The organism is Stutzerimonas frequens (assembly GCF_024448335.1).
Taxonomy (GTDB): domain Bacteria; phylum Pseudomonadota; class Gammaproteobacteria; order Pseudomonadales; family Pseudomonadaceae; genus Stutzerimonas; species Stutzerimonas frequens.
Map to the genome: position 1 here is coordinate 55,592 of NZ_JAMOHM010000007.1, position 16,270 is coordinate 71,861.

General features: G+C 65.3%; 17 protein-coding genes. 7 read left to right on the top strand and 10 right to left on the bottom strand.

All coding sequences use genetic code 11. The features are described from left to right. Positions 1-48 precede the first annotated feature (48 nt). The 8 genes from NAO55_RS11675 to NAO55_RS11710 form a co-directional block, all read right to left on the bottom strand. Positions 49-321 carry an oxidative damage protection protein gene (locus tag NAO55_RS11675; protein WP_102839000.1) on the bottom strand — a complete coding sequence of 91 codons (273 nt, stop codon included), beginning with the start codon at positions 319-321 and terminating at the stop codon, positions 49-51. Further along, positions 318-1,385 carry an A/G-specific adenine glycosylase gene (gene mutY, locus NAO55_RS11680; RefSeq protein WP_102838999.1) on the bottom strand — a complete coding sequence of 356 codons (1,068 nt, stop codon included), beginning with the start codon at positions 1,383-1,385 and terminating at the stop codon, positions 318-320. The genes NAO55_RS11675 and mutY overlap by 4 nt, the downstream gene beginning before the upstream one ends. Beyond that, a complete protein-coding gene (locus tag NAO55_RS11685; RefSeq protein ID WP_102838998.1) occupies positions 1,382-3,604 on the bottom strand; it encodes an AsmA family protein in 2,223 nt (740 codons plus the stop codon). The genes mutY and NAO55_RS11685 overlap by 4 nt, the downstream gene beginning before the upstream one ends. 182 nt (positions 3,605-3,786) lie before the next feature. Beyond that, positions 3,787-4,185: an aspartate 1-decarboxylase autocleavage activator PanM gene (gene panM, locus NAO55_RS11690; protein WP_102839661.1), complete on the bottom strand. Its 399-nt coding sequence runs from the start codon at positions 4,183-4,185 to the stop codon at positions 3,787-3,789. Between the two features lie 89 nt (positions 4,186-4,274). Then, a complete protein-coding gene (locus NAO55_RS11695; protein ID WP_102838997.1) occupies positions 4,275-5,057 on the bottom strand; it encodes an ABC transporter ATP-binding protein in 783 nt (260 codons plus the stop codon). 11 nt (positions 5,058-5,068) lie between these two features. Continuing rightward, on the bottom strand, positions 5,069-5,938 hold the full coding sequence (ntrB, locus tag NAO55_RS11700) for a nitrate ABC transporter permease (protein ID WP_102838996.1): 870 nt from the start codon (positions 5,936-5,938) through the stop codon (positions 5,069-5,071). Positions 5,939-5,964: 26 nt separating this feature from the next. Further along, a complete protein-coding gene (locus NAO55_RS11705; protein ID WP_063541084.1) occupies positions 5,965-7,296 on the bottom strand; it encodes a CmpA/NrtA family ABC transporter substrate-binding protein in 1,332 nt (443 codons plus the stop codon). A gap of 357 nt (positions 7,297-7,653) precedes the next feature. Further along, complete coding sequence (locus NAO55_RS11710) at positions 7,654-8,952, bottom strand: nitrate regulatory protein (RefSeq protein WP_180981605.1); 1,299 nt, start codon at positions 8,950-8,952, stop codon at positions 7,654-7,656. Positions 8,953-9,096: 144 nt separating this feature from the next. Here NAO55_RS11710 and hisB point away from each other — a divergent pair, with 144 nt between their 5' ends. The 7 genes from hisB (at position 9,097) to NAO55_RS11745 (ending at position 14,108) form a co-directional block, all read left to right on the top strand. Next, the gene (gene hisB, locus NAO55_RS11715) at positions 9,097-9,690 is read left to right on the top strand and encodes an imidazoleglycerol-phosphate dehydratase HisB (protein WP_011915093.1); all 594 of its coding nucleotides are present in this window, start codon (positions 9,097-9,099) and stop codon (positions 9,688-9,690) included. After that, on the top strand, positions 9,690-10,328 hold the full coding sequence (hisH, locus tag NAO55_RS11720; RefSeq protein WP_013984427.1) for an imidazole glycerol phosphate synthase subunit HisH: 639 nt from the start codon (positions 9,690-9,692) through the stop codon (positions 10,326-10,328). The genes hisB and hisH overlap by 1 nt, the downstream gene beginning before the upstream one ends. After that, entirely contained in the window at positions 10,329-10,589 is a 261-nt protein-coding gene (locus NAO55_RS11725; protein WP_003303327.1) for a DUF2164 domain-containing protein, read from the top strand. A 36-nt stretch (positions 10,590-10,625) separates the two neighbouring features. Then, on the top strand, positions 10,626-11,369 hold the full coding sequence (gene hisA, locus NAO55_RS11730) for a 1-(5-phosphoribosyl)-5-[(5-phosphoribosylamino)methylideneamino]imidazole-4-carboxamide isomerase (protein WP_102838994.1): 744 nt from the start codon (positions 10,626-10,628) through the stop codon (positions 11,367-11,369). A gap of 156 nt (positions 11,370-11,525) precedes the next feature. Continuing rightward, positions 11,526-12,296 (top strand): imidazole glycerol phosphate synthase subunit HisF, encoded by a 771-nt coding sequence (hisF, locus tag NAO55_RS11735; RefSeq protein WP_011915090.1) that lies wholly within the window; start codon positions 11,526-11,528, stop codon positions 12,294-12,296. Positions 12,297-12,381: 85 nt separating this feature from the next. Further along, positions 12,382-13,128, top strand: coding sequence for a substrate-binding periplasmic protein (locus NAO55_RS11740; RefSeq protein WP_102838993.1), 747 nt, complete (start codon positions 12,382-12,384; stop codon positions 13,126-13,128). 233 nt (positions 13,129-13,361) lie between these two features. Continuing rightward, entirely contained in the window at positions 13,362-14,108 is a 747-nt protein-coding gene (locus NAO55_RS11745) for a substrate-binding periplasmic protein (protein WP_102838992.1), read from the top strand. A 3-nt stretch (positions 14,109-14,111) separates the two neighbouring features. Here NAO55_RS11745 and NAO55_RS11750 read toward each other — a convergent pair whose 3' ends face one another. Further along, on the bottom strand, positions 14,112-14,903 hold the full coding sequence (locus NAO55_RS11750) for a divergent polysaccharide deacetylase family protein (protein ID WP_102838991.1): 792 nt from the start codon (positions 14,901-14,903) through the stop codon (positions 14,112-14,114). Further along, positions 14,900-16,222 (bottom strand): S41 family peptidase, encoded by a 1,323-nt coding sequence (locus tag NAO55_RS11755; protein WP_102838990.1) that lies wholly within the window; start codon positions 16,220-16,222, stop codon positions 14,900-14,902. Before NAO55_RS11755 ends, NAO55_RS11750 begins: the two co-directional genes overlap by 4 nt. Positions 16,223-16,270: the final 48 nt, after the last annotated feature.

The window sequence follows — 16,270 nt, forward strand, 5'->3', positions numbered from 1 at the left end:
GTCCGGAAAAATATTAAATCCGGACGGGCGCTTAGCGCAGCCGACCGATCATTCACTGGGCGGCACGTAGCCTTCGGCCTTGGCGTAGTCCTCGCCGGAGAAGAACTTGTCCATCTCGCCCTGAAGGAACTTGCGGTCCTCGGCGTTCATCATGTTCAGCCGGCGCTCGTTGATCAGCATGGTCTGGTGCTTCTGCCAGTCGTCCCAGGCCTGCTTGGAGATGTTGTTGTAGATGTCCTCGCCTTTCTGGCCTGGAAACGGCGGACGGTCGAGGCCGGGGAGTTCTTCGTTGTACTTGCGGCAGTTCACGGTGCGGGTCATGAGGTCTCTCCTGCATTCAATTCAGCGGCGGCGCGCTTGAGCAGTGTCTTTACCGGCGCGGCAAGGCCGAGGCGCGGCGGGGTGGCGAGGTTATACCAGAGCCAGTCCGCCTCGGCCACGGCGTCGGGCGCGGACTTGACCCTGATCAGCCAGGGCTCGATGGCCAGCTGAAAATGGCTGAAGGTGTGGGTCAGGCCTGGCAGCTCGCGGCGCTCCTCGAGCTGCAACGCATGCCGCTCGGCCAAAGGGTCAAGAGCGGCGAGGTCGTCCAGCTCCGGCAGACTCCAGAGCCCGCCCCACAGGCCCGTCGACGGGCGGCGGTAGAGCAGGATGGCGCCGTCGCGATTGGCCAGCAGCGGCATCAGCGTGCGTTTCTGCGGCAGCGCCTTGCGTGGCTTGGGCACCGGGAAGTCGGTTTCGCGCCCGAGCAGATGGGCGCGGCATCCGGCCCTGAGCGGGCAGAGCAGGCAGCTCGGGCGGCTGCGGGTGCACAGCGTGGCGCCGAGATCCATCATCGCCTGGGTGTAATGGTTGACGCGCTGCTGCGGGGTGAAGCGCTCGGCCACCTCCCACAGCTGGCGGGCCACCTTCGGCTCTCCGGGATAGCCATCCTGCGCAACGTAGCGGGCCAGCACGCGCTTGACGTTGCCGTCGAGAATCGGCGCGCGCAGGCCCATGCTGATACTGGCGATGGCGCCGGCGGTGGATCGGCCTATCCCGGGAAGCTCGGCGAGTTTGTCGACATCCGCCGGAAACATGCCGCCGTATTCGGTCACGACGTACTTGGCGGTCTTGTGCAGGTTGCGCGCGCGACTGTAGTAGCCGAGGCCGGTCCACAGGTGCAGCACTTCATCTTCCTCGGCCGCGGCGAGCGCCTCGACTGTGGGCAGTGCGTCCATGAAACGGTCGAAGTAGCCGAGCACGGTGCTGACCTGGGTCTGCTGCAGCATGATCTCCGACACCCACACCCGGTACGGCGTGATGTTCTGCTGCCAGGGCAGATCCTTGCGGCCGTGGCGGTCGAACCAGTCGAGGACCGCCGCGCCGAACTGCTCCGGACTCATCGGTTGAACAGGCCTTTGAGGGCGTCCTTGAGTTCCGGGCTGACCTTGTCGCCGAGCTTCTCTTCGATCTTTTCGTTGAGCTTCTCGCCGGCCAGTCGCGCAGCCACCTTGCCCAGCGCGTCCTTGTCGAAGCGGCAGGCCTTGGCGCCCAGCTCCAGAGGGCCGCGGCAGCGCAGCGGCCATTCGATACCGACGTAGCGCTCGTTGACCTGGCAGGCCGGGTCCGGCATTGCGCCCTTGTCGCCCTCGATGACGATGCCGACGCGATAGTCCATGCCCAGCACGCGCAGGTCGACATCGCCGTTGCCATTGACGGTGAGCCCGGGGATGCTGGCCTTGAGGTCGGGATTGCTGGCTACGCCATTGCGCAGCGTCAGGTTGCCCTTGAGTTCACGGAACGGCGTGTCCTTGCTGCGTGGCTCGCTGGTCAGCGGCTTGCGGTTGAGCGTGGCGATGGCGCGGCAGAGCTGCTGCTCGAGGTTGGCATCGACCAGCATGCCGTTGTCGATGATGAAGCCGACCTTGCCGTTGAGGTTGTCGATCCAGGCCTTCTCGCTGTTGCCCTGGGTACGCAGGTCGGCGTCCAGGTTGAGCAGCCCCTTGACCACCACGTCCTCACCTTGGCTTTCCAGCAAGCGCTCGACCGGCACGCCATTGAAGCGGTTCTGCACGGTCAGTAATGGCAATGCCGGGCGCACGTCGAGGCTGGCCGAGCCGTCCAGGCGGCCGCCATACAGTCCGCCGCGCACTTCCTGCAGGGTCAGCAGGCCGTTGCGGGTACGTGCCTTGAGGTTGAAGCCGTCCAGCGGGATCTTCATTGCGGTCAGGCTGCCAATGGCCAGGTTGATCTCGGTGTCGAGCTTGCGCAGCTGATCCACCGGCAACACTGAGGCCTCGCTCCAGGCCTGTTGGGTCGGCGCGTTGGGCAATGGTGTGGTGCCGCTGCCGATCGCGCTGGCCTGGGTGCTCTTGACCTCGCTCTTGCGCGCTGCCTCGGCCGCCTGTTCCTTGCTCGGCGGCGGTAGGTAGCGGTCCAGATCGAAGCGGTCGCCCTTGAGGTCGACGCGTAGCGCCTGGCGGGCGAAGTCGCTGACGGCGAGGCGGCCGGTGAAGGTGCTGTCGTCGAGTTTCAGGGTCAGCTCTTCCAGCGCCAGGCTGTTCGGCGTACCGCTCAGACGACTGACCAGTTCGGCCTTGCTCAGTGCGGCAGCGTCAGCCATGGCCGGCAGCTGCTGGCCGGTGCCCTGGAGGAACTCGCGCAGGTTGAACTGCGCGACGGTCAGGGCGCCGCTGATCTTCGGTTCCTTGTCCAGGTCGCGCGCCTTCAGTTCGCCCAGTCCGCGCAGCTGGTTGGCGGTGAACTTGAGACCGTTCAACTCAGCGATTTGCGCGGCGAGATCGACCAGCAGCTGGCCCTGGGCGCTGAAGGTCAGGGTCTGGCCCTGCAGCGGTTCGCCGGAGGCCTCGCCGGACAGGCGCATGTCTTCGAACTGGTAGCGCCTGAGCTGGTTGTCGAAGCGCAGCGAGCCCTGCAGTTCGGTGCGTGCGCGCATCACAGGCTTGTTGCTGCCGAAAAAGGCGTTGAGCTTCACCGGGACCGGGCTGCCTTCACGGATTGCGCCGGTCGTGAGCTCGATGCTTTCGGCGCTGTACTGCTGGCCGGTCTTGGCGTCGTGGTAGGTCACGCGGGCATCGCTGACGGTCAGGCTGTCGATATCCAGGGTGAGCGGCTTGCGCGCAGGCGGTGCGTCTTCGCGCTGTTCGGCTTGCGGCTCGGCCGCTTTCGGGGTTTCGCCAGCCGGTTCGCTGCGAGCGGCCGGCTGGCCGACGCCCTCCCAGTTGCCGCGGCCCTGTTCGTCACGGCTCAGGGTCAGGTTGAGGCCGTTGACGGTGATATCGCTCATCTGCACTTCGCGGCTCAGCAGCGGCATTACCCGCACCGACAGGCCGAGCATGCGCAGGTCAGCGAACGGCTGTTCGGGGGTCTGCGCGCTGGCCAGGGTGGTGTCGTGCAGTTCCAGGCCGAGCCAGGGAAACAGGCTCCAGCCGATATCGCCTTTGATGTCCAGTTCGAGGCCGGCCTTGCTGCGCGCCAGGTCGCGAATCTCGTCCTTGTAGTCGTTGGGATCGAATAGGTGGGTCAGGGCGAAGCCCGCCGCCACGACGATCAGCAACAGCCCGAGAAAGACCAAACCCAGGATTTTGCCGAGCGATTTCATGGACGAGTCCTTGTAGATGAACGATCTGAAAAGTGCCGAGTATAGCCCCGTGCCTGCACTTGTCGGGAACGCGGTCGGCGTTGGAGTGCCGACGGGGGTGCGGGTTCCACAGCTGGTCGCGGCGGGCGGCAGGCGCGCCCTGCTAACGGATCAGAGGGCGCAGCGGCGTTCCCGTGGGCGACTTAGAGCGAGTCCAGCGGCAGATGCGTTCGCGCGGCCAGGGCGCTGGCCTCCAGATGCCCCTCGGGCGCGGCCAGGCGCAACGGCTTGCCGGCTTCGCTGGCCTGGCGCTGGGTCTCTTCCAGCAGGCGGCGGCCGACGCCGCGTTTGCGGGTGACTTTGCGTACGCATAGATGCGACAGACGCCAGGCCTGGTCGCCGCGCTGTAGCAGGGCGGCGCCGAGCAGACGGTCATTGAAGCGCCCGGCGATCAGACTGCCATCGGCCAGCGCGGCCGCGATCAGCGCGTCGGCACTGGCATAGGGCGTCAGCAGCCATTCGGGTGCATCGGCGTAGATTTTCGCCAGATCGGTTAAATCCTGCGGGCTGGGCTGGGTGACGGATTCGACGTAGACGGGCATGGCGACCTTGCGACGGCTGAGCAGAAGTGCCGGCAAGGATACGCCGAACCGCCGCCGGCGCACGAGACGCCGGCGGTGGGCGCACCCGGTCAATGCAGGCGATGGCGCTCGTGCAGGAAGCTCAGCACCGCGCGGCGGTAGTGGTTGTACTCGGGGTCGTCGGCCAGGGCGATGCGGTCGCGCGGGCGCGGCAGTTTCACTTCGAGAATCTCGCCGATGGTCGCCGAGGGGCCGTTGGTCATCATCACGATGCGGTCGGAGAGCAGCACGGCTTCGTCGACGTCGTGGGTGATCATCATCATGGTGTTGCCCAGGTCCTTCTGGATCTTCATCACCTCGTCCTGCAGATGCGCGCGGGTCAGCGCATCCAGCGCGCCGAACGGTTCGTCGAGCAGCAGCACCTTGGGCTTCATCGCCAGCGCGCGGGCGATGCCGACGCGCTGTTTCATGCCGCCGGAGATTTCCTGCGGATACTTGTTCAGCGCATGGCCCATGTTCACCAGCGCCAGGTTGTGCTCGATCCAGTCGCGCCGTTCGCGCTTGCCCATGCTGCGCTTGAACAGCTTGTTCACTGCCACCTCGACGTTCTCGTAGACGGTCAGCCAGGGCAGCAGCGAGTGGTTCTGGAACACCATGCTGCGGTCCGGGCCGGGACCGCGGACTTCCTTGCCGTCGAGGATCACGCCGCCGAGGCTGGGGTCGAGCAGCCCGGCGACGATGTTCAGCACTGTCGACTTGCCGCAGCCGGAGTGGCCGATGATGGAAATGAACTCGCCCTTGGCGATGTTCAGGTTGATGTCCTTGAGCACCTGCGAGGCGAGGTTGCCGCGCACGAAACTCTTGTCCAGGTGTTCGATGGAGAGATAGCTCATGGCGTTGTTCCTCAGTTGGCTGGAATGCCGCGGGTGATGCGCTGGCCGACAAAGGCCACCAGGCGATCGAGCACGAAGCCGACCACGCCGATGTAGACGAGCGCGAGGATGATGTCGCTGATGCGCGAGGCGTTCCACGCATCCCAGATGAAGAAGCCGATGCCGACGCCGCCGATGAGCATCTCCGCGGCGATGATCGCCAGCCACGACAGGCCGACGCCGATGCGCAGGCCGGTGAAGATGTACGGCGCGGCGGCCGGCAGCATGATGGTCTTGAAGTACTCGAAGCCGTTGAGCTGCAGCACCTGGGCGACGTTGCGGTAGTCCTGCGGGATGTTGCGGATGCCTACCGCGGTATTGATGATGATCGGCCAGATCGCGGTGATGAAGATGACGAACAGCGCCGAAGGATGACTGTCCTGGAAGCCCGCCAGAGACAGCGGCAGCCAGGCCAGCGGCGGCACGGTGCGCAGCACCTGGAAGATCGGATCGAGGCCGCGCATGGCCCAGTCCGACTGGCCGATCAGCACGCCGAGGCCGACCCCGGCGACCACCGCCAGCAGATAGCCGACCGCCACCCGTTCGAGGCTGGCCAGCAGTTGCCAGGCCAGGCCCACGTCATTGCCGCCGTTGTCGTAGAACGGATCGACGATCAGCTCCCAGGTCTCGGCGATCACCTGCGAAGGCGGCGGCAGCGCGGCATCGGCACCGGAGCAGAGCATCTCCCAGATCAAGCCGAGCAGCAGCAGGATGACCAGGGGTGGCACCAGCTGCTGCACCGCGTAGCGGCCGCTACGCTGCATCAGTGCAGCGGCTCTGGATGGGCGGACAATGGACACCGGCTCGGTGCTGGCGGGCTGCAGTTTGACGTTGGCATTCATGGGCTTTTCCTCGCGGGTTGCGGTTATCAGGCCATGGCCTTGATGGTCAGGCTGTCCAGGTAGGCTTGCGGGTTCTCTGGGTCGAACAGCTTGCCGTCGAAGAACTTCTCCACGCCGCGGGAGGTGGAGGTCGGGATCAGTTCGGCGGGCAGGTTCAGCTCGCCGGCGGCGGCGCGCCAGATGTCTTCGCGGTTGACCTTGGCGATCAGCGCCTGGCTGTCGAAGTCGGCCGGCAGGTAACCCCAGCGCTTGTTCTCGGTGAGGAACCAGAGGTCGTGGCTCTGGAACGGATAGGAGGCGTGGTCGTCCCAGTAGCGCATCTGCTCGGGATGGTTCTCGATGACCTTGCCGGTGCCGTAGGCGAAGTTGCCCTTCATGCGGTCGACGATGTCCTTGTAGGGTGCGCCGATCCACTTGCGCTGCGAGCAGATCTTCGCCACTTCTTCCTTGTTCTCGGCCTTCTCGCAGAACTGCTGGGCTTCCATGATCGCCATGGTCAGTGCCTTGGCCGCGTTGGGGTTGGCGGAGACATAGTCGCTGCGCAGGGCGAAGGCCTTCTCCGGATGGTTGTGCCACAGCTCGCCGGTGGTGTTGGCGGTGTAGCCGATCTTCTGGTTGATCAGCTGCGCGTTCCACGGCTCGCAGACGCAGAAGGTGTCCATGCTGCCGACCTTCATGTTGGCGACCATCTGTGCCGGCGGCACGACGATGGTGTTGATGTCGGCGTTCGGGTCGATGCCGCCGGCCGCCAGCCAGTAGCGCATCCACAGGTCATGGGTGCCGCCGGGGAAGGTCATCGCCGCACTGACCTTCTTGCCGCTGGCCTTCTTCGCCTCCAGCGCGGCCTTGAATGGCGTGCTGTCGAGGCCGATCTTCAGGTCGCGATACTCCTCGCCGACCGAGATGCACTGGCCGGACAGGTTCAGTCGCGCCAGGATCGACATGGGCACCGGCTGGTTGTTCGGCGTGACGATGCCGGCGCTGATCAGGTAGGGCATCGGTGTGAGGATGTGCGCGCCGTCGATGCCGTTCTTCGCCGAGCCGAGCACCAGGTTGTCGCGGGTGGTGCCCCATGACGACTGCTTGAGCACCTCGACCTCGGTCATCCCGTACTTGGCGAAGAAGCCCTTCTCGGCGGCGACGAACAACGGCGCGGCGTCGGTCAGGGCGATGAAGCCGAGCTTGGCCTTGGTGGTTTCCACGTCACCGCCCGCGGCCCAGGCGGCCGAACGCATGCCTAGGGACATGCCGCCGAACAGGGCGACGCCGCTGGCGGCGATGATCGAATGCTTGAGAAAGCTGCGGCGCGAGGCCAGCGTTACGCTGCTGGGCTGGTCGTTGTTCGGCTTGTCGGTCATGGTCCGTTTTCCTTTGGGCGAAAAAAAACGGCGCCACACCGCCCGGCTGAAGCCGGAGAGCGTGGACACCGTTGTCCTGATGAGGAGTTGTGAAAGCCGAAGGATCCGGCCTTGCCTGGACTTTGCGAAAGCTGTGCCAGAACTGCTCGGGCGGCACCGGGCGGGTCCGGGCGCGGCATCGGATCGCCTGGTGGCTTCCGCCAAATCAAGCACTTGCGACGGCGCCACAGACAGGCCGCGACCAGCTCGGTGATTGGTGCGCTCGAGATGAGTTGTGCGTGGCGATTCTGCGGGGCTGGCTGCGCATGCACATTCGCGGGGCAGGCATGCTGGTCCGATGGTGCGGCGTGCCTGTTTTCAGTGCCTGGAACGCTGGCCCAGGGTGCGCGCCGGAGCGCGCTCGGCCGCCGGCTGTGCCAGTGACAGCAGGCGCTGGGCGACCTCCTCCAGGCGCAGGCCCTGATTCATTGCCGCCTGACGCAGCCAGCTGTAGGCCTCGCCTTCGGAGAAGCCCTGCTGGCGCATCAACTGCTGCTTGGCCCGCTCTACCTGCTTGCGCTCGTCCAGCGCCTGGCGTGCCTCGCGCAATTCTTCATTGAGGCCCTGCAGGCGCACGCTCTGGGTCAGCAGCAGCTCCAGCGTCGAGCGCGCCACCATCGCGGTCATGCCGTCCGGCGGCGGCGCGCCGAGGTCGCTGGCCTGCACGCTGAACAGCTTGGCCTGCTCGGCGGCGGCGTGCATGTCGGCGATGCCGTCGAGCAGCTTTCGGTGGCTCTGCAGGCCCTTGCGGATGCGCTCGATGCTGTACCGGCACTGTTGCAACAGATCCTGCTCCAGGCGCGTCTCGACCCGCTTCATCGCGTCGATGCGCTGCGTGTGCAGCTCGAACCAGAGCTCGCATAGCTGCGGTTCGACCGCCGCACCGGGGCTGGTGCGGCGGGCGATGTCGCGCAGGCGGCAGGCGTTGATATTCGTCTCGCTGGCGCACAGCGCTTGCCATAGCGTCTGCGCCGCCGGGCTGGCGAAGCGGCTGAAGGTGGCGAAGCAGCGCTCCTGGCCTTCGAGCAGGTGCTCCAGGCGCTCCAGCATGTCCGCGCGGAAATAGCCGCTGGCGAAGCCGACCACACCTAGCGCGCGCTCCTGGCCGGCCAGTTCCTTGCCCTGCATGAAATTGAACAGTGCCACCAGGCAGCGCGTGATGTCCGGGTCGGCGGCGGTGTCGGCCGCTTCGAACACCACCGCCAGCAGCCCGCCGATCAGCCGCACCAGTGTCGCCGTCGCGTCCTGCATGCCGATGGCGTGCTCGCGGATGCGCCGGCGTAATGCGGGCAACTCGTCGAGGCTGTGCAGGGCATAGGCGATGCGGGTGAACAGGCGGGTCTTGTCGGCACTGCTGACGGCGTCCAGATCGATGCGATCCAGATCCAGGCGCACGTCGCGTTCCAGCGCCTCGGCTTCCAGGCTGAGCACGTCCAGCTGCTGGCGCTGATGGGCGGCGTTGCCGCTGAGGTAGATGTTCGAGTAGCCGCGCTCCTTCTGCAGCGCGTGCACCAGCTGGCTGATGCGGGTGACCAGTTCGCAGGTGCGCGCCAGATCCTCCAGGCCGAGCAGTTCGCTGCGCCGGGACGCCAGCATGAAGCGCAGGGTCGCAGGCATTTTCCGTCCGTGCATGGGCGGTACCTCCGCGGGTTGACGCGCAGGTTCCTGCAAGATGCAGTCCAGTAAGCCCAGCGCGTATCCGTGCTGCGGCGTTTGCGCCTATAATGTGCCCCTTTTCGCCCACGATCAGCGGAGCTGTTGATGTCCGAACGTACGGCTTACGTAGAGCGCAACACCCTGGAAACCCAGGTCAAGGTCACCATCAATCTCGATGGCACCGGCAAGGCGCGCTTCGCCATCGGCGTGCCCTTCCTGGAGCACATGCTCGACCAGATCGCCCGTCACGGGCTGATCGACCTGGATATCGAGTGCAACGGCGACCTGCACATCGACGACCACCATACCGTCGAGGACGTAGGCATCACCCTCGGCCAGGCCTTCGCCAAGGCCATCGGCGACAAGAAAGGCATGACCCGCTACGGGCACGCCTACGTGCCGCTGGACGAGGCGCTGTCGCGCGTGGTGATCGACTTCTCCGGACGTCCCGGTCTGACCATGCACGTACCTTACACCCGTGCGGTGGTCGGCAAGTTCGACGTCGACCTGTTCCAGGAATTCTTCCAGGGCTTCGTCAACCACGCCCTGGTGACCCTGCACATCGACAACCTGCGCGGAACCAACACCCACCACCAGATCGAGACGGTGTTCAAGGCCTTCGGCCGTGCGCTGCGCATGGCCATCGAGCTCGATCCGCGCATGGCCGGGCAGATGCCGTCGACCAAGGGGTGCCTGTAATGCAGACCGTTGCCGTCATCGACTACGGCATGGGCAACCTGCATTCGGTGGCCAAGGCGCTGGAGCATGTCGGCGCTGGCCGCGTGCTGATCACCAGCGATGCGCAGGTCATCCGCGAAGCCGACCGCGTGGTGTTTCCCGGCGTCGGCGCGATTCGCGACTGCATGGCCGAAATTCGCCGGCTGGGCTTCGACGAACTGGTCCGCGAAGTCAGCCAGGACCGCCCGTTTCTCGGTATCTGCGTCGGTATGCAGGCCCTCATGGAGCGCAGCGAGGAGAACGACGGCGTCGACTGCATCGGCCTGTTTCCCGGCCAGGTGCGCTTCTTCGGCAAGGATCTGGTTGAGGACGGCGAGCACCTGAAGGTGCCGCACATGGGCTGGAACGAGGTCAAGCAGGCGGTGGATCACCCGCTCTGGCATGCGATCCCGGACAATGGCCGCTTCTACTTCGTGCACAGCTATTACATCGAGGCCGGCAACCCGCGCCAGGTGGTCGGCCGTGGCCACTACGGCAAGGACTTCGCCGCCGCGCTGGCAGAAGGCTCGCGCTTTGCCGTGCAGTTCCACCCGGAAAAGAGCCATACCCACGGCCTGCAGCTGCTGCAGAACTTCGCCGCCTGGGATGGCCGCTGGTAAATGAGCCGGGCCAAGCTCAAGCCGCCGGTCCTGACGCTGGATGCCGCTCAGGAGCAGGCGGCGCAACAGGTCATCAAGCGCTTTCTGCAAGAGCGGTTCGAACTCGAGCTGGGCTCGTTCGAGGCGCAGGAAGTGCTCGATCTGTTCGCCCGGGAAATCGCGCCGCTGTATTACAACAAGGCGATCTTCGACGTGCAGAGCCACCTGAAGGAGCGGTTCGAGAGCATCGAAAGCGACTTGTGGGCACTCGAGAAGAGCTGACCCTTAACCGACACTTGATTTGAACAGGTTCAAGCCATGCTGATTATCCCCGCTATCGATCTCAAGGACGGCGCCTGCGTACGTCTGCGCCAGGGCCTGATGGACGACGCCACGGTGTTCTCCGATGACCCGGTGGCCATGGCTGCCAAGTGGGTCGAGGCCGGCTGCCGTCGCCTGCATCTGGTCGACCTCAACGGGGCCTTCGAAGGCCAGCCGGTCAACGGCGAAGTGGTCACCGCCATTGCCAAGCGTTACCCGGACCTGCCGATCCAGATCGGCGGCGGCATCCGTACCCTGGAAACCATCGAGCACTACGTGCGCGCCGGTGTCAGCTACGTGATCATCGGCACCAAGGCGGTGAAAGAGCCGGAGTTCGTTGCCGAGGCCTGCCGCGCCTTCCCGGGCAAGGTGATCGTCGGTCTGGACGCCAAGGACGGCTTCGTCGCCACCGATGGCTGGGCGGAAGTCTCCAGCGTGCAGGCCGTCGATCTGGCCCGCCGTTTCGAGGCCGATGGCGTCTCGGCGATCGTCTACACCGACATCGCCAAGGACGGCATGATGCAGGGCTGCAACGTCGAGGCCACCGTGGCGCTGGCCAACGCCAGCCGTATCCCGGTGATCGCGTCCGGTGGCATCCACAATATCGGCGATATTCAGAAGCTGCTCGATACGAACACTCCAGGCATCATCGGTGCCATCACCGGGCGCGCCATCTATGAAGGCACGCTGGATGTGGCCGAGGCGCAGGCGCTCTGCGACCTGAAGTACAAGGACGAGTGATTCGCTGAACTGCGGTGGATCGGTGAAGCGCGATCCACCCCACACACAGAAGGACGAGTAAGCCGTAGGGTGGACAACGCTTCGCTTGTCCACCGTGCATTCGGTGACCCGGTGGACAACGCTGCGCGGTTGTCCACCCTACGAGAGAGATCGACCATGGCCCTGGCCAAACGCATCATTCCCTGCCTCGACGTGGACAACGGCCGCGTGGTCAAGGGCGTCCAGTTCGAGAACATCCGCGACGCCGGTGACCCGGTGGAGATCGCCCGCCGCTACGACGAGCAGGGCGCCGACGAGATTACCTTCCTCGACATCACCGCCAGCGTCGACAACCGCGATACCACGCTGCACACCGTCGAGCGCATGGCCAGCCAGGTATTCATCCCGCTGACCGTAGGCGGCGGCGTGCGGACCGTGCAGGACATCCGCAACCTGCTCAACGCGGGCGCCGACAAGGTCTCGATCAACACCGCCGCGGTGTTCAACCCGGACTTCGTCGGCGAGGCCGCGGACCGTTTTGGCTCACAGTGCATCGTCGTCGCCATCGACGCCAAGAAGGTCTCCGCGCCAGGCGAGCCGGGTCGCTGGGAAATCTTCACTCATGGCGGCCGCAAGCCCACCGGGCTGGATGCGGTTGAATGGGCGAAGAAGATGGAAGCCCTCGGCGCCGGCGAGATCCTGCTCACCAGCATGGATCAGGACGGTGTGAAGAGCGGCTACGACCTGGGCGTCACCCGCGCCATCAGCGAAGCGCTGTGCATCCCGGTGATCGCGTCGGGGGGCGTCGGTAACCTGCAGCACCTGGCCGATGGCATCCTCGAAGGCAAGGCCGATGCGGTGCTGGCCGCAAGCATCTTTCATTTCGGCGAATACACCGTTCCGGAAGCCAAGGCCTACCTGGCCGCCCGCGGCATCGTGATGCGTTGATCCCGACGTGCAGCTGAATAAGGCTTAATGCCCGAGACAAGGACACGCCCGCCGCAGTCGCGGGCGAACAATCAGGAGATTTCTCATGCTCAAGACCACCGCCTCCATTGCCAGTGCGCTGCTGCTCGGCGCCTCGCTGGCCCATGCCCAGGAACCAGCGAAGATCGACCTGCTGACGGAGAACTTTCCGCCCTACAACATGGCGGCCGACGGCAAGAACTTCGCCCGCGATGAAAACATCAGCGGCATCGCTGCGGACATCGTGCGCGAGATGTTCAAGCGCGCCGGTGTCGACTACACCCTGACGCTGCGTTTTCCCTGGGAGCGCATCTACGGCATGGCGCTGGAGCAGCCTAACTATGGCGTTTTCGTCACCGCGCGGCTGCCCGAGCGTGAGGAGCTGTTCAAGTGGGTCGGACCCATCGGTCCGGACGACTGGGTGCTGCTGGCCCGTGGCGACAGCCCGATCAATCTGACCAGCCTGGATCAGGCGCGCCAGTACAACATCGGCGCCTACAAGGGTGACGCCATCGCCGAACACCTGGACGGTCAGGGGCTGCAACCGCAGCTCGCCCTGCGCGACCAGGAAAACGTGAAGAAGCTGATCGACGGCAAGATCGACCTGTGGGCCACAGGCGATCCCGCCGGCCGCTACCTGGCGCGCCAGGAAGGCGTGACCGGGCTCAAGCGCGTGCTGCGCTTCGACAGTGCCGAACTCTACCTGGCGTTGAACAAGCAGGTCGCCGACGAGACGGTGCAGAAGCTGCAGAAGGCGCTCGACCAGATGCGCAGCGAAGGTGTGATCGACGAGATCAACGCGCGTTACCTCTAAGTCTCCTTGGTCGGCGCATCTCCTGCGCCGACTTTCTTGATGGCGGCGGTGCGCCAGCAGGGTGCGCTGATCCACTTCCTCGCGCCGTCCTGGCGCATGCACGCTTCCCCGTTCCAGCAGGCGCTTAGCCCTGGCGCCGTGCCGCTTCGCTGGTTCGCATCTTGCTTTGGATCGACCCCGGCTCTGGCTCGCGGAGGGGTGGGCCAGAGAATCGAGAAAAAAGGGAGCGATCGATGTTCAAGCGAACTATTGCCGTCGTCTTGCTGCTGCTTTGTGCTCACGCGCACGCCGCGCTGCCTGACGATTACCGAGTCGTGCTGCTGACCGAGAATTTTCCACCGTTCAACATGGCCGAGGACGGCAAGAACTACGCGTCCGACGTGCGCATTCACGGCATCAACGCCGACATCGTGCGCGAGATGTTCCATCGCGCGGACATCCGCTACGAGCTGACCCTGCGCTTTCCCTGGGATCGCATCTACAAGCAGGTGCTGCAACAGCCGGATCAGGGGTTGTTCTCCACCACCTTCACTGCCGAGCGCGAGCCGCAGTTCAAATGGGTCGGGCCGCTGGCGAGCATCAGTTGGGTGCTGCTGGCGCCCGCCGGCAGTCCTCTGCGCCTGACCGGGCTGGAGCAGGCACGCGACCTGCGCATTGGTGCCTACAAGAACGACGCGGTCAGCCAGCACTTGGAGGGCAAGGGCCTGGCACCTATCAATTCGCTGCGCGACCAGGAGAACATCGGCAAGCTGCTCAAGGGGCAGATCGACGTCTGGGCCACCGCCGATCCGGTCGGCCCCTATCTGGCCAAGCAGGAAGGTGTCACCGGTCTGAAGCCGGTGCTGCGTTTCAATGAGGCGCGATTGTTCCTGGCGCTCAACCGGGCGACGCCGGACGAGGTGGTCGAGCGTCTGCAGCGGGCTCTGGACGCGATGCGCGCCGATGGCACGGTGGACAGGATGCTGCAGCGCTATCTCTGACGCTCAGCGATAGACGCCGCCACGGCCGTGGGCGGCCATCGCTCGGTTGCTGCGCGTGGCAATCATCTGGCCGACGTCTACCCAGTCGATGCCCTGTGCGGCCAGGCGTGGCAGTTCGCGTTCGAGCACGGCCAGCGTGCTCTCGTGGGGATGACCGATGATGACGACCGAGCCCTGCTTGCGGGCCAGTGCCACAGCCGCGTGAAAACGTTCGGCTATCGCGGACGGTGAGGGATCGTCATCGAGAAAGATGTCCCGCGACAGGCTGGCCAGTGCCGTGCGTTGGGCGCTCGCTGCGGCCACGGTGCGCGGGCTGGTGCGGCTGTCGAGGAAGAACAGATGGCGGCGCTGCAGTTCGCCCATCAGCCAGGTCATGGCCTGTGTCTGATCGGTCATGGCGCTGCCCATGTGGTTGTTCAGCCCGCTGGCATGCGGCACCGCTTCAAGGGCTGCGTCGAGGCGGCGCGCCAGCTCGTCGTGGGGCAGACGAGGGTGCCAGGCGAAACGGCCCTGGGCAGGCGCCATCGGCATATGCAGCATGACCGTCTTGCCGGCGCTATGGGCCTGTTCGGCCAATGCCGCAGCGTGGCGGGTGTCCGGCAGGATCGCCAGTGCGACCGGCCCCGGCAGCTCCAGCACACGGCGATCGCGCGCGGGGTTCTGGCCGAGGTCGTCGATGACCAGGGTCAGCCTGGGTCGGGGCTCATGTTCGTGTACGATGTCTCGGCCGAGCACGGCCTGGCTGAATACTGCCAGTACCAGTGCCAGGCCCGCTGCCCAGGCGGGCATGCTCATTGCCCGCGGGTGAGATTCAATCCCTTGAGCAGATTCAGCGCCTGGCCGAGTTGGTAGTCGTCATCCTGCGGGCGCGGCGAATCACTGGCGATCTGCGTGCTGGTGGGGCGGTCCGGCCCGCCATTGCCATTGCCCAGATGCCCGGCGAGATCGGCCTCGCGAAGGCCTTCGGCAGCCTGTTCACGGGTCAGCTTGGCGCGTTCGACCTTGATGTCGGGCTCGATGCCCTGCGCCTGGATCGAGCGGCCGTTGGGGGTGTAGTACAGCGCTGTGGTCAGTTTCAGCGCGCGGTCGTTGTTCAGCGGCAGCACGGTCTGCACCGAACCCTTGCCAAAGCTGTCGGTGCCCATCACCACGCCACGCTTGTGATCCTGCAGGGCGCCGGCAACGATTTCCGAGGCCGAAGCACTGCCGCCATTGATCAGCACCACCAGCGGTACCCCTTCGCTGGCATCGCCTGCATCGGCGTTGAAGCGCAGCTCGGAATTGGCGATGCGGCCCTTGGTGTAGACGATCAGGCCCTCGGTGAGGAAGTGGTCGGAAATCTCCACCGCTGCCTGCAGCACGCCACCCGGGTTGTTGCGCAGATCGAGCACCAGGCCGTTGAGCTTCTTGCCGCCGTTGTCCTTCTTCAGCCGGGCCAGGGCCTTGCCGACTTCCTCGCCGGAGTTGACCTGGAACTGGGTGATGCGCAGGTAACCGTAGCCGGGCTCCAGTATCAGGCTCTTGACGCTGCGCACCTTGATCACCGCGCGGGTCAACTTGACGTCGAACGGCTGACCGCCCTCACGTACCAGCGTCAGGCTGATGGTGCTGCCGGGCTTGCCGCGCATCTTGGCGATGGCGTCCATCATCGACAGCCCCTTGGTCGGCTGGCCATCGATCTTGACGATCAAATCACCTGCTTCGATGCCGGCCTTGGAGGCCGGGGTATCGTCGATCGGCGAGACCACTTTGATGAAGCCGTCTTCCATGCCGACCTCGATGCCCAGGCCGCCGAATTCGCCGCTGGTACTTTCCTGCAGTTCGGCGAAGGCGTCGGGCTCGAGATAGGCCGAGTGCGGATCGAGGTTGCTGAGCATGCCCTTGATGGCATTTTCCAGCAACGTCTTGTCATCTACCGGCTCGACATAGGCGGCCTTGATGCGGTCCAGCACTTCGGCGAAGGTGCGCAGCTCGTCCAGCGGCAGCGGCGCCTTGGAACCTGGTACTGCAGCCGCTTCCGCCGGAGGCTGCTGGGCCCAGGCACCGCCTTGCATGCCCAGCAGGATGGCCAGGGCGAGCGTGGAAGGGCGGGCGAAACGGCGCAGGTGCAACATGTCGAACTCCAGTAATGAGAGGGCACGCTAGGCAAATGGGGCGGCTCG

Bases quoted from the DNA above. Each gene is read 5' to 3' on its own strand.
- NAO55_RS11675 (WP_102839000.1), bottom strand. From the start codon at position 321: ATGACCCGCACCGTGAACTGCCGCAAGTACAACGAAGAACTCCCCGGC.
- mutY (WP_102838999.1), bottom strand. From the start codon at position 1,385: ATGAGTCCGGAGCAGTTCGGCGCGGCGGTCCTCGACTGGTTCGACCGC.
- NAO55_RS11685 (WP_102838998.1), bottom strand. From the start codon at position 3,604: ATGAAATCGCTCGGCAAAATCCTGGGTTTGGTCTTTCTCGGGCTGTTG.
- panM (WP_102839661.1), bottom strand. From the start codon at position 4,185: ATGCCCGTCTACGTCGAATCCGTCACCCAGCCCAGCCCGCAGGATTTA.
- NAO55_RS11695 (WP_102838997.1), bottom strand. From the start codon at position 5,057: ATGAGCTATCTCTCCATCGAACACCTGGACAAGAGTTTCGTGCGCGGC.
- ntrB (WP_102838996.1), bottom strand. From the start codon at position 5,938: ATGAATGCCAACGTCAAACTGCAGCCCGCCAGCACCGAGCCGGTGTCC.
- NAO55_RS11705 (WP_063541084.1), bottom strand. From the start codon at position 7,296: ATGACCGACAAGCCGAACAACGACCAGCCCAGCAGCGTAACGCTGGCC.
- NAO55_RS11710 (WP_180981605.1), bottom strand. From the start codon at position 8,952: ATGCCTGCGACCCTGCGCTTCATGCTGGCGTCCCGGCGCAGCGAACTG.
- hisB (WP_011915093.1), top strand. From the start codon at position 9,097: ATGTCCGAACGTACGGCTTACGTAGAGCGCAACACCCTGGAAACCCAG.
- hisH (WP_013984427.1), top strand. From the start codon at position 9,690: ATGCAGACCGTTGCCGTCATCGACTACGGCATGGGCAACCTGCATTCG.
- NAO55_RS11725 (WP_003303327.1), top strand. From the start codon at position 10,329: ATGAGCCGGGCCAAGCTCAAGCCGCCGGTCCTGACGCTGGATGCCGCT.
- hisA (WP_102838994.1), top strand. From the start codon at position 10,626: ATGCTGATTATCCCCGCTATCGATCTCAAGGACGGCGCCTGCGTACGT.
- hisF (WP_011915090.1), top strand. From the start codon at position 11,526: ATGGCCCTGGCCAAACGCATCATTCCCTGCCTCGACGTGGACAACGGC.
- NAO55_RS11740 (WP_102838993.1), top strand. From the start codon at position 12,382: ATGCTCAAGACCACCGCCTCCATTGCCAGTGCGCTGCTGCTCGGCGCC.
- NAO55_RS11745 (WP_102838992.1), top strand. From the start codon at position 13,362: ATGTTCAAGCGAACTATTGCCGTCGTCTTGCTGCTGCTTTGTGCTCAC.
- NAO55_RS11750 (WP_102838991.1), bottom strand. From the start codon at position 14,903: ATGAGCATGCCCGCCTGGGCAGCGGGCCTGGCACTGGTACTGGCAGTA.
- NAO55_RS11755 (WP_102838990.1), bottom strand. From the start codon at position 16,222: ATGTTGCACCTGCGCCGTTTCGCCCGCCCTTCCACGCTCGCCCTGGCC.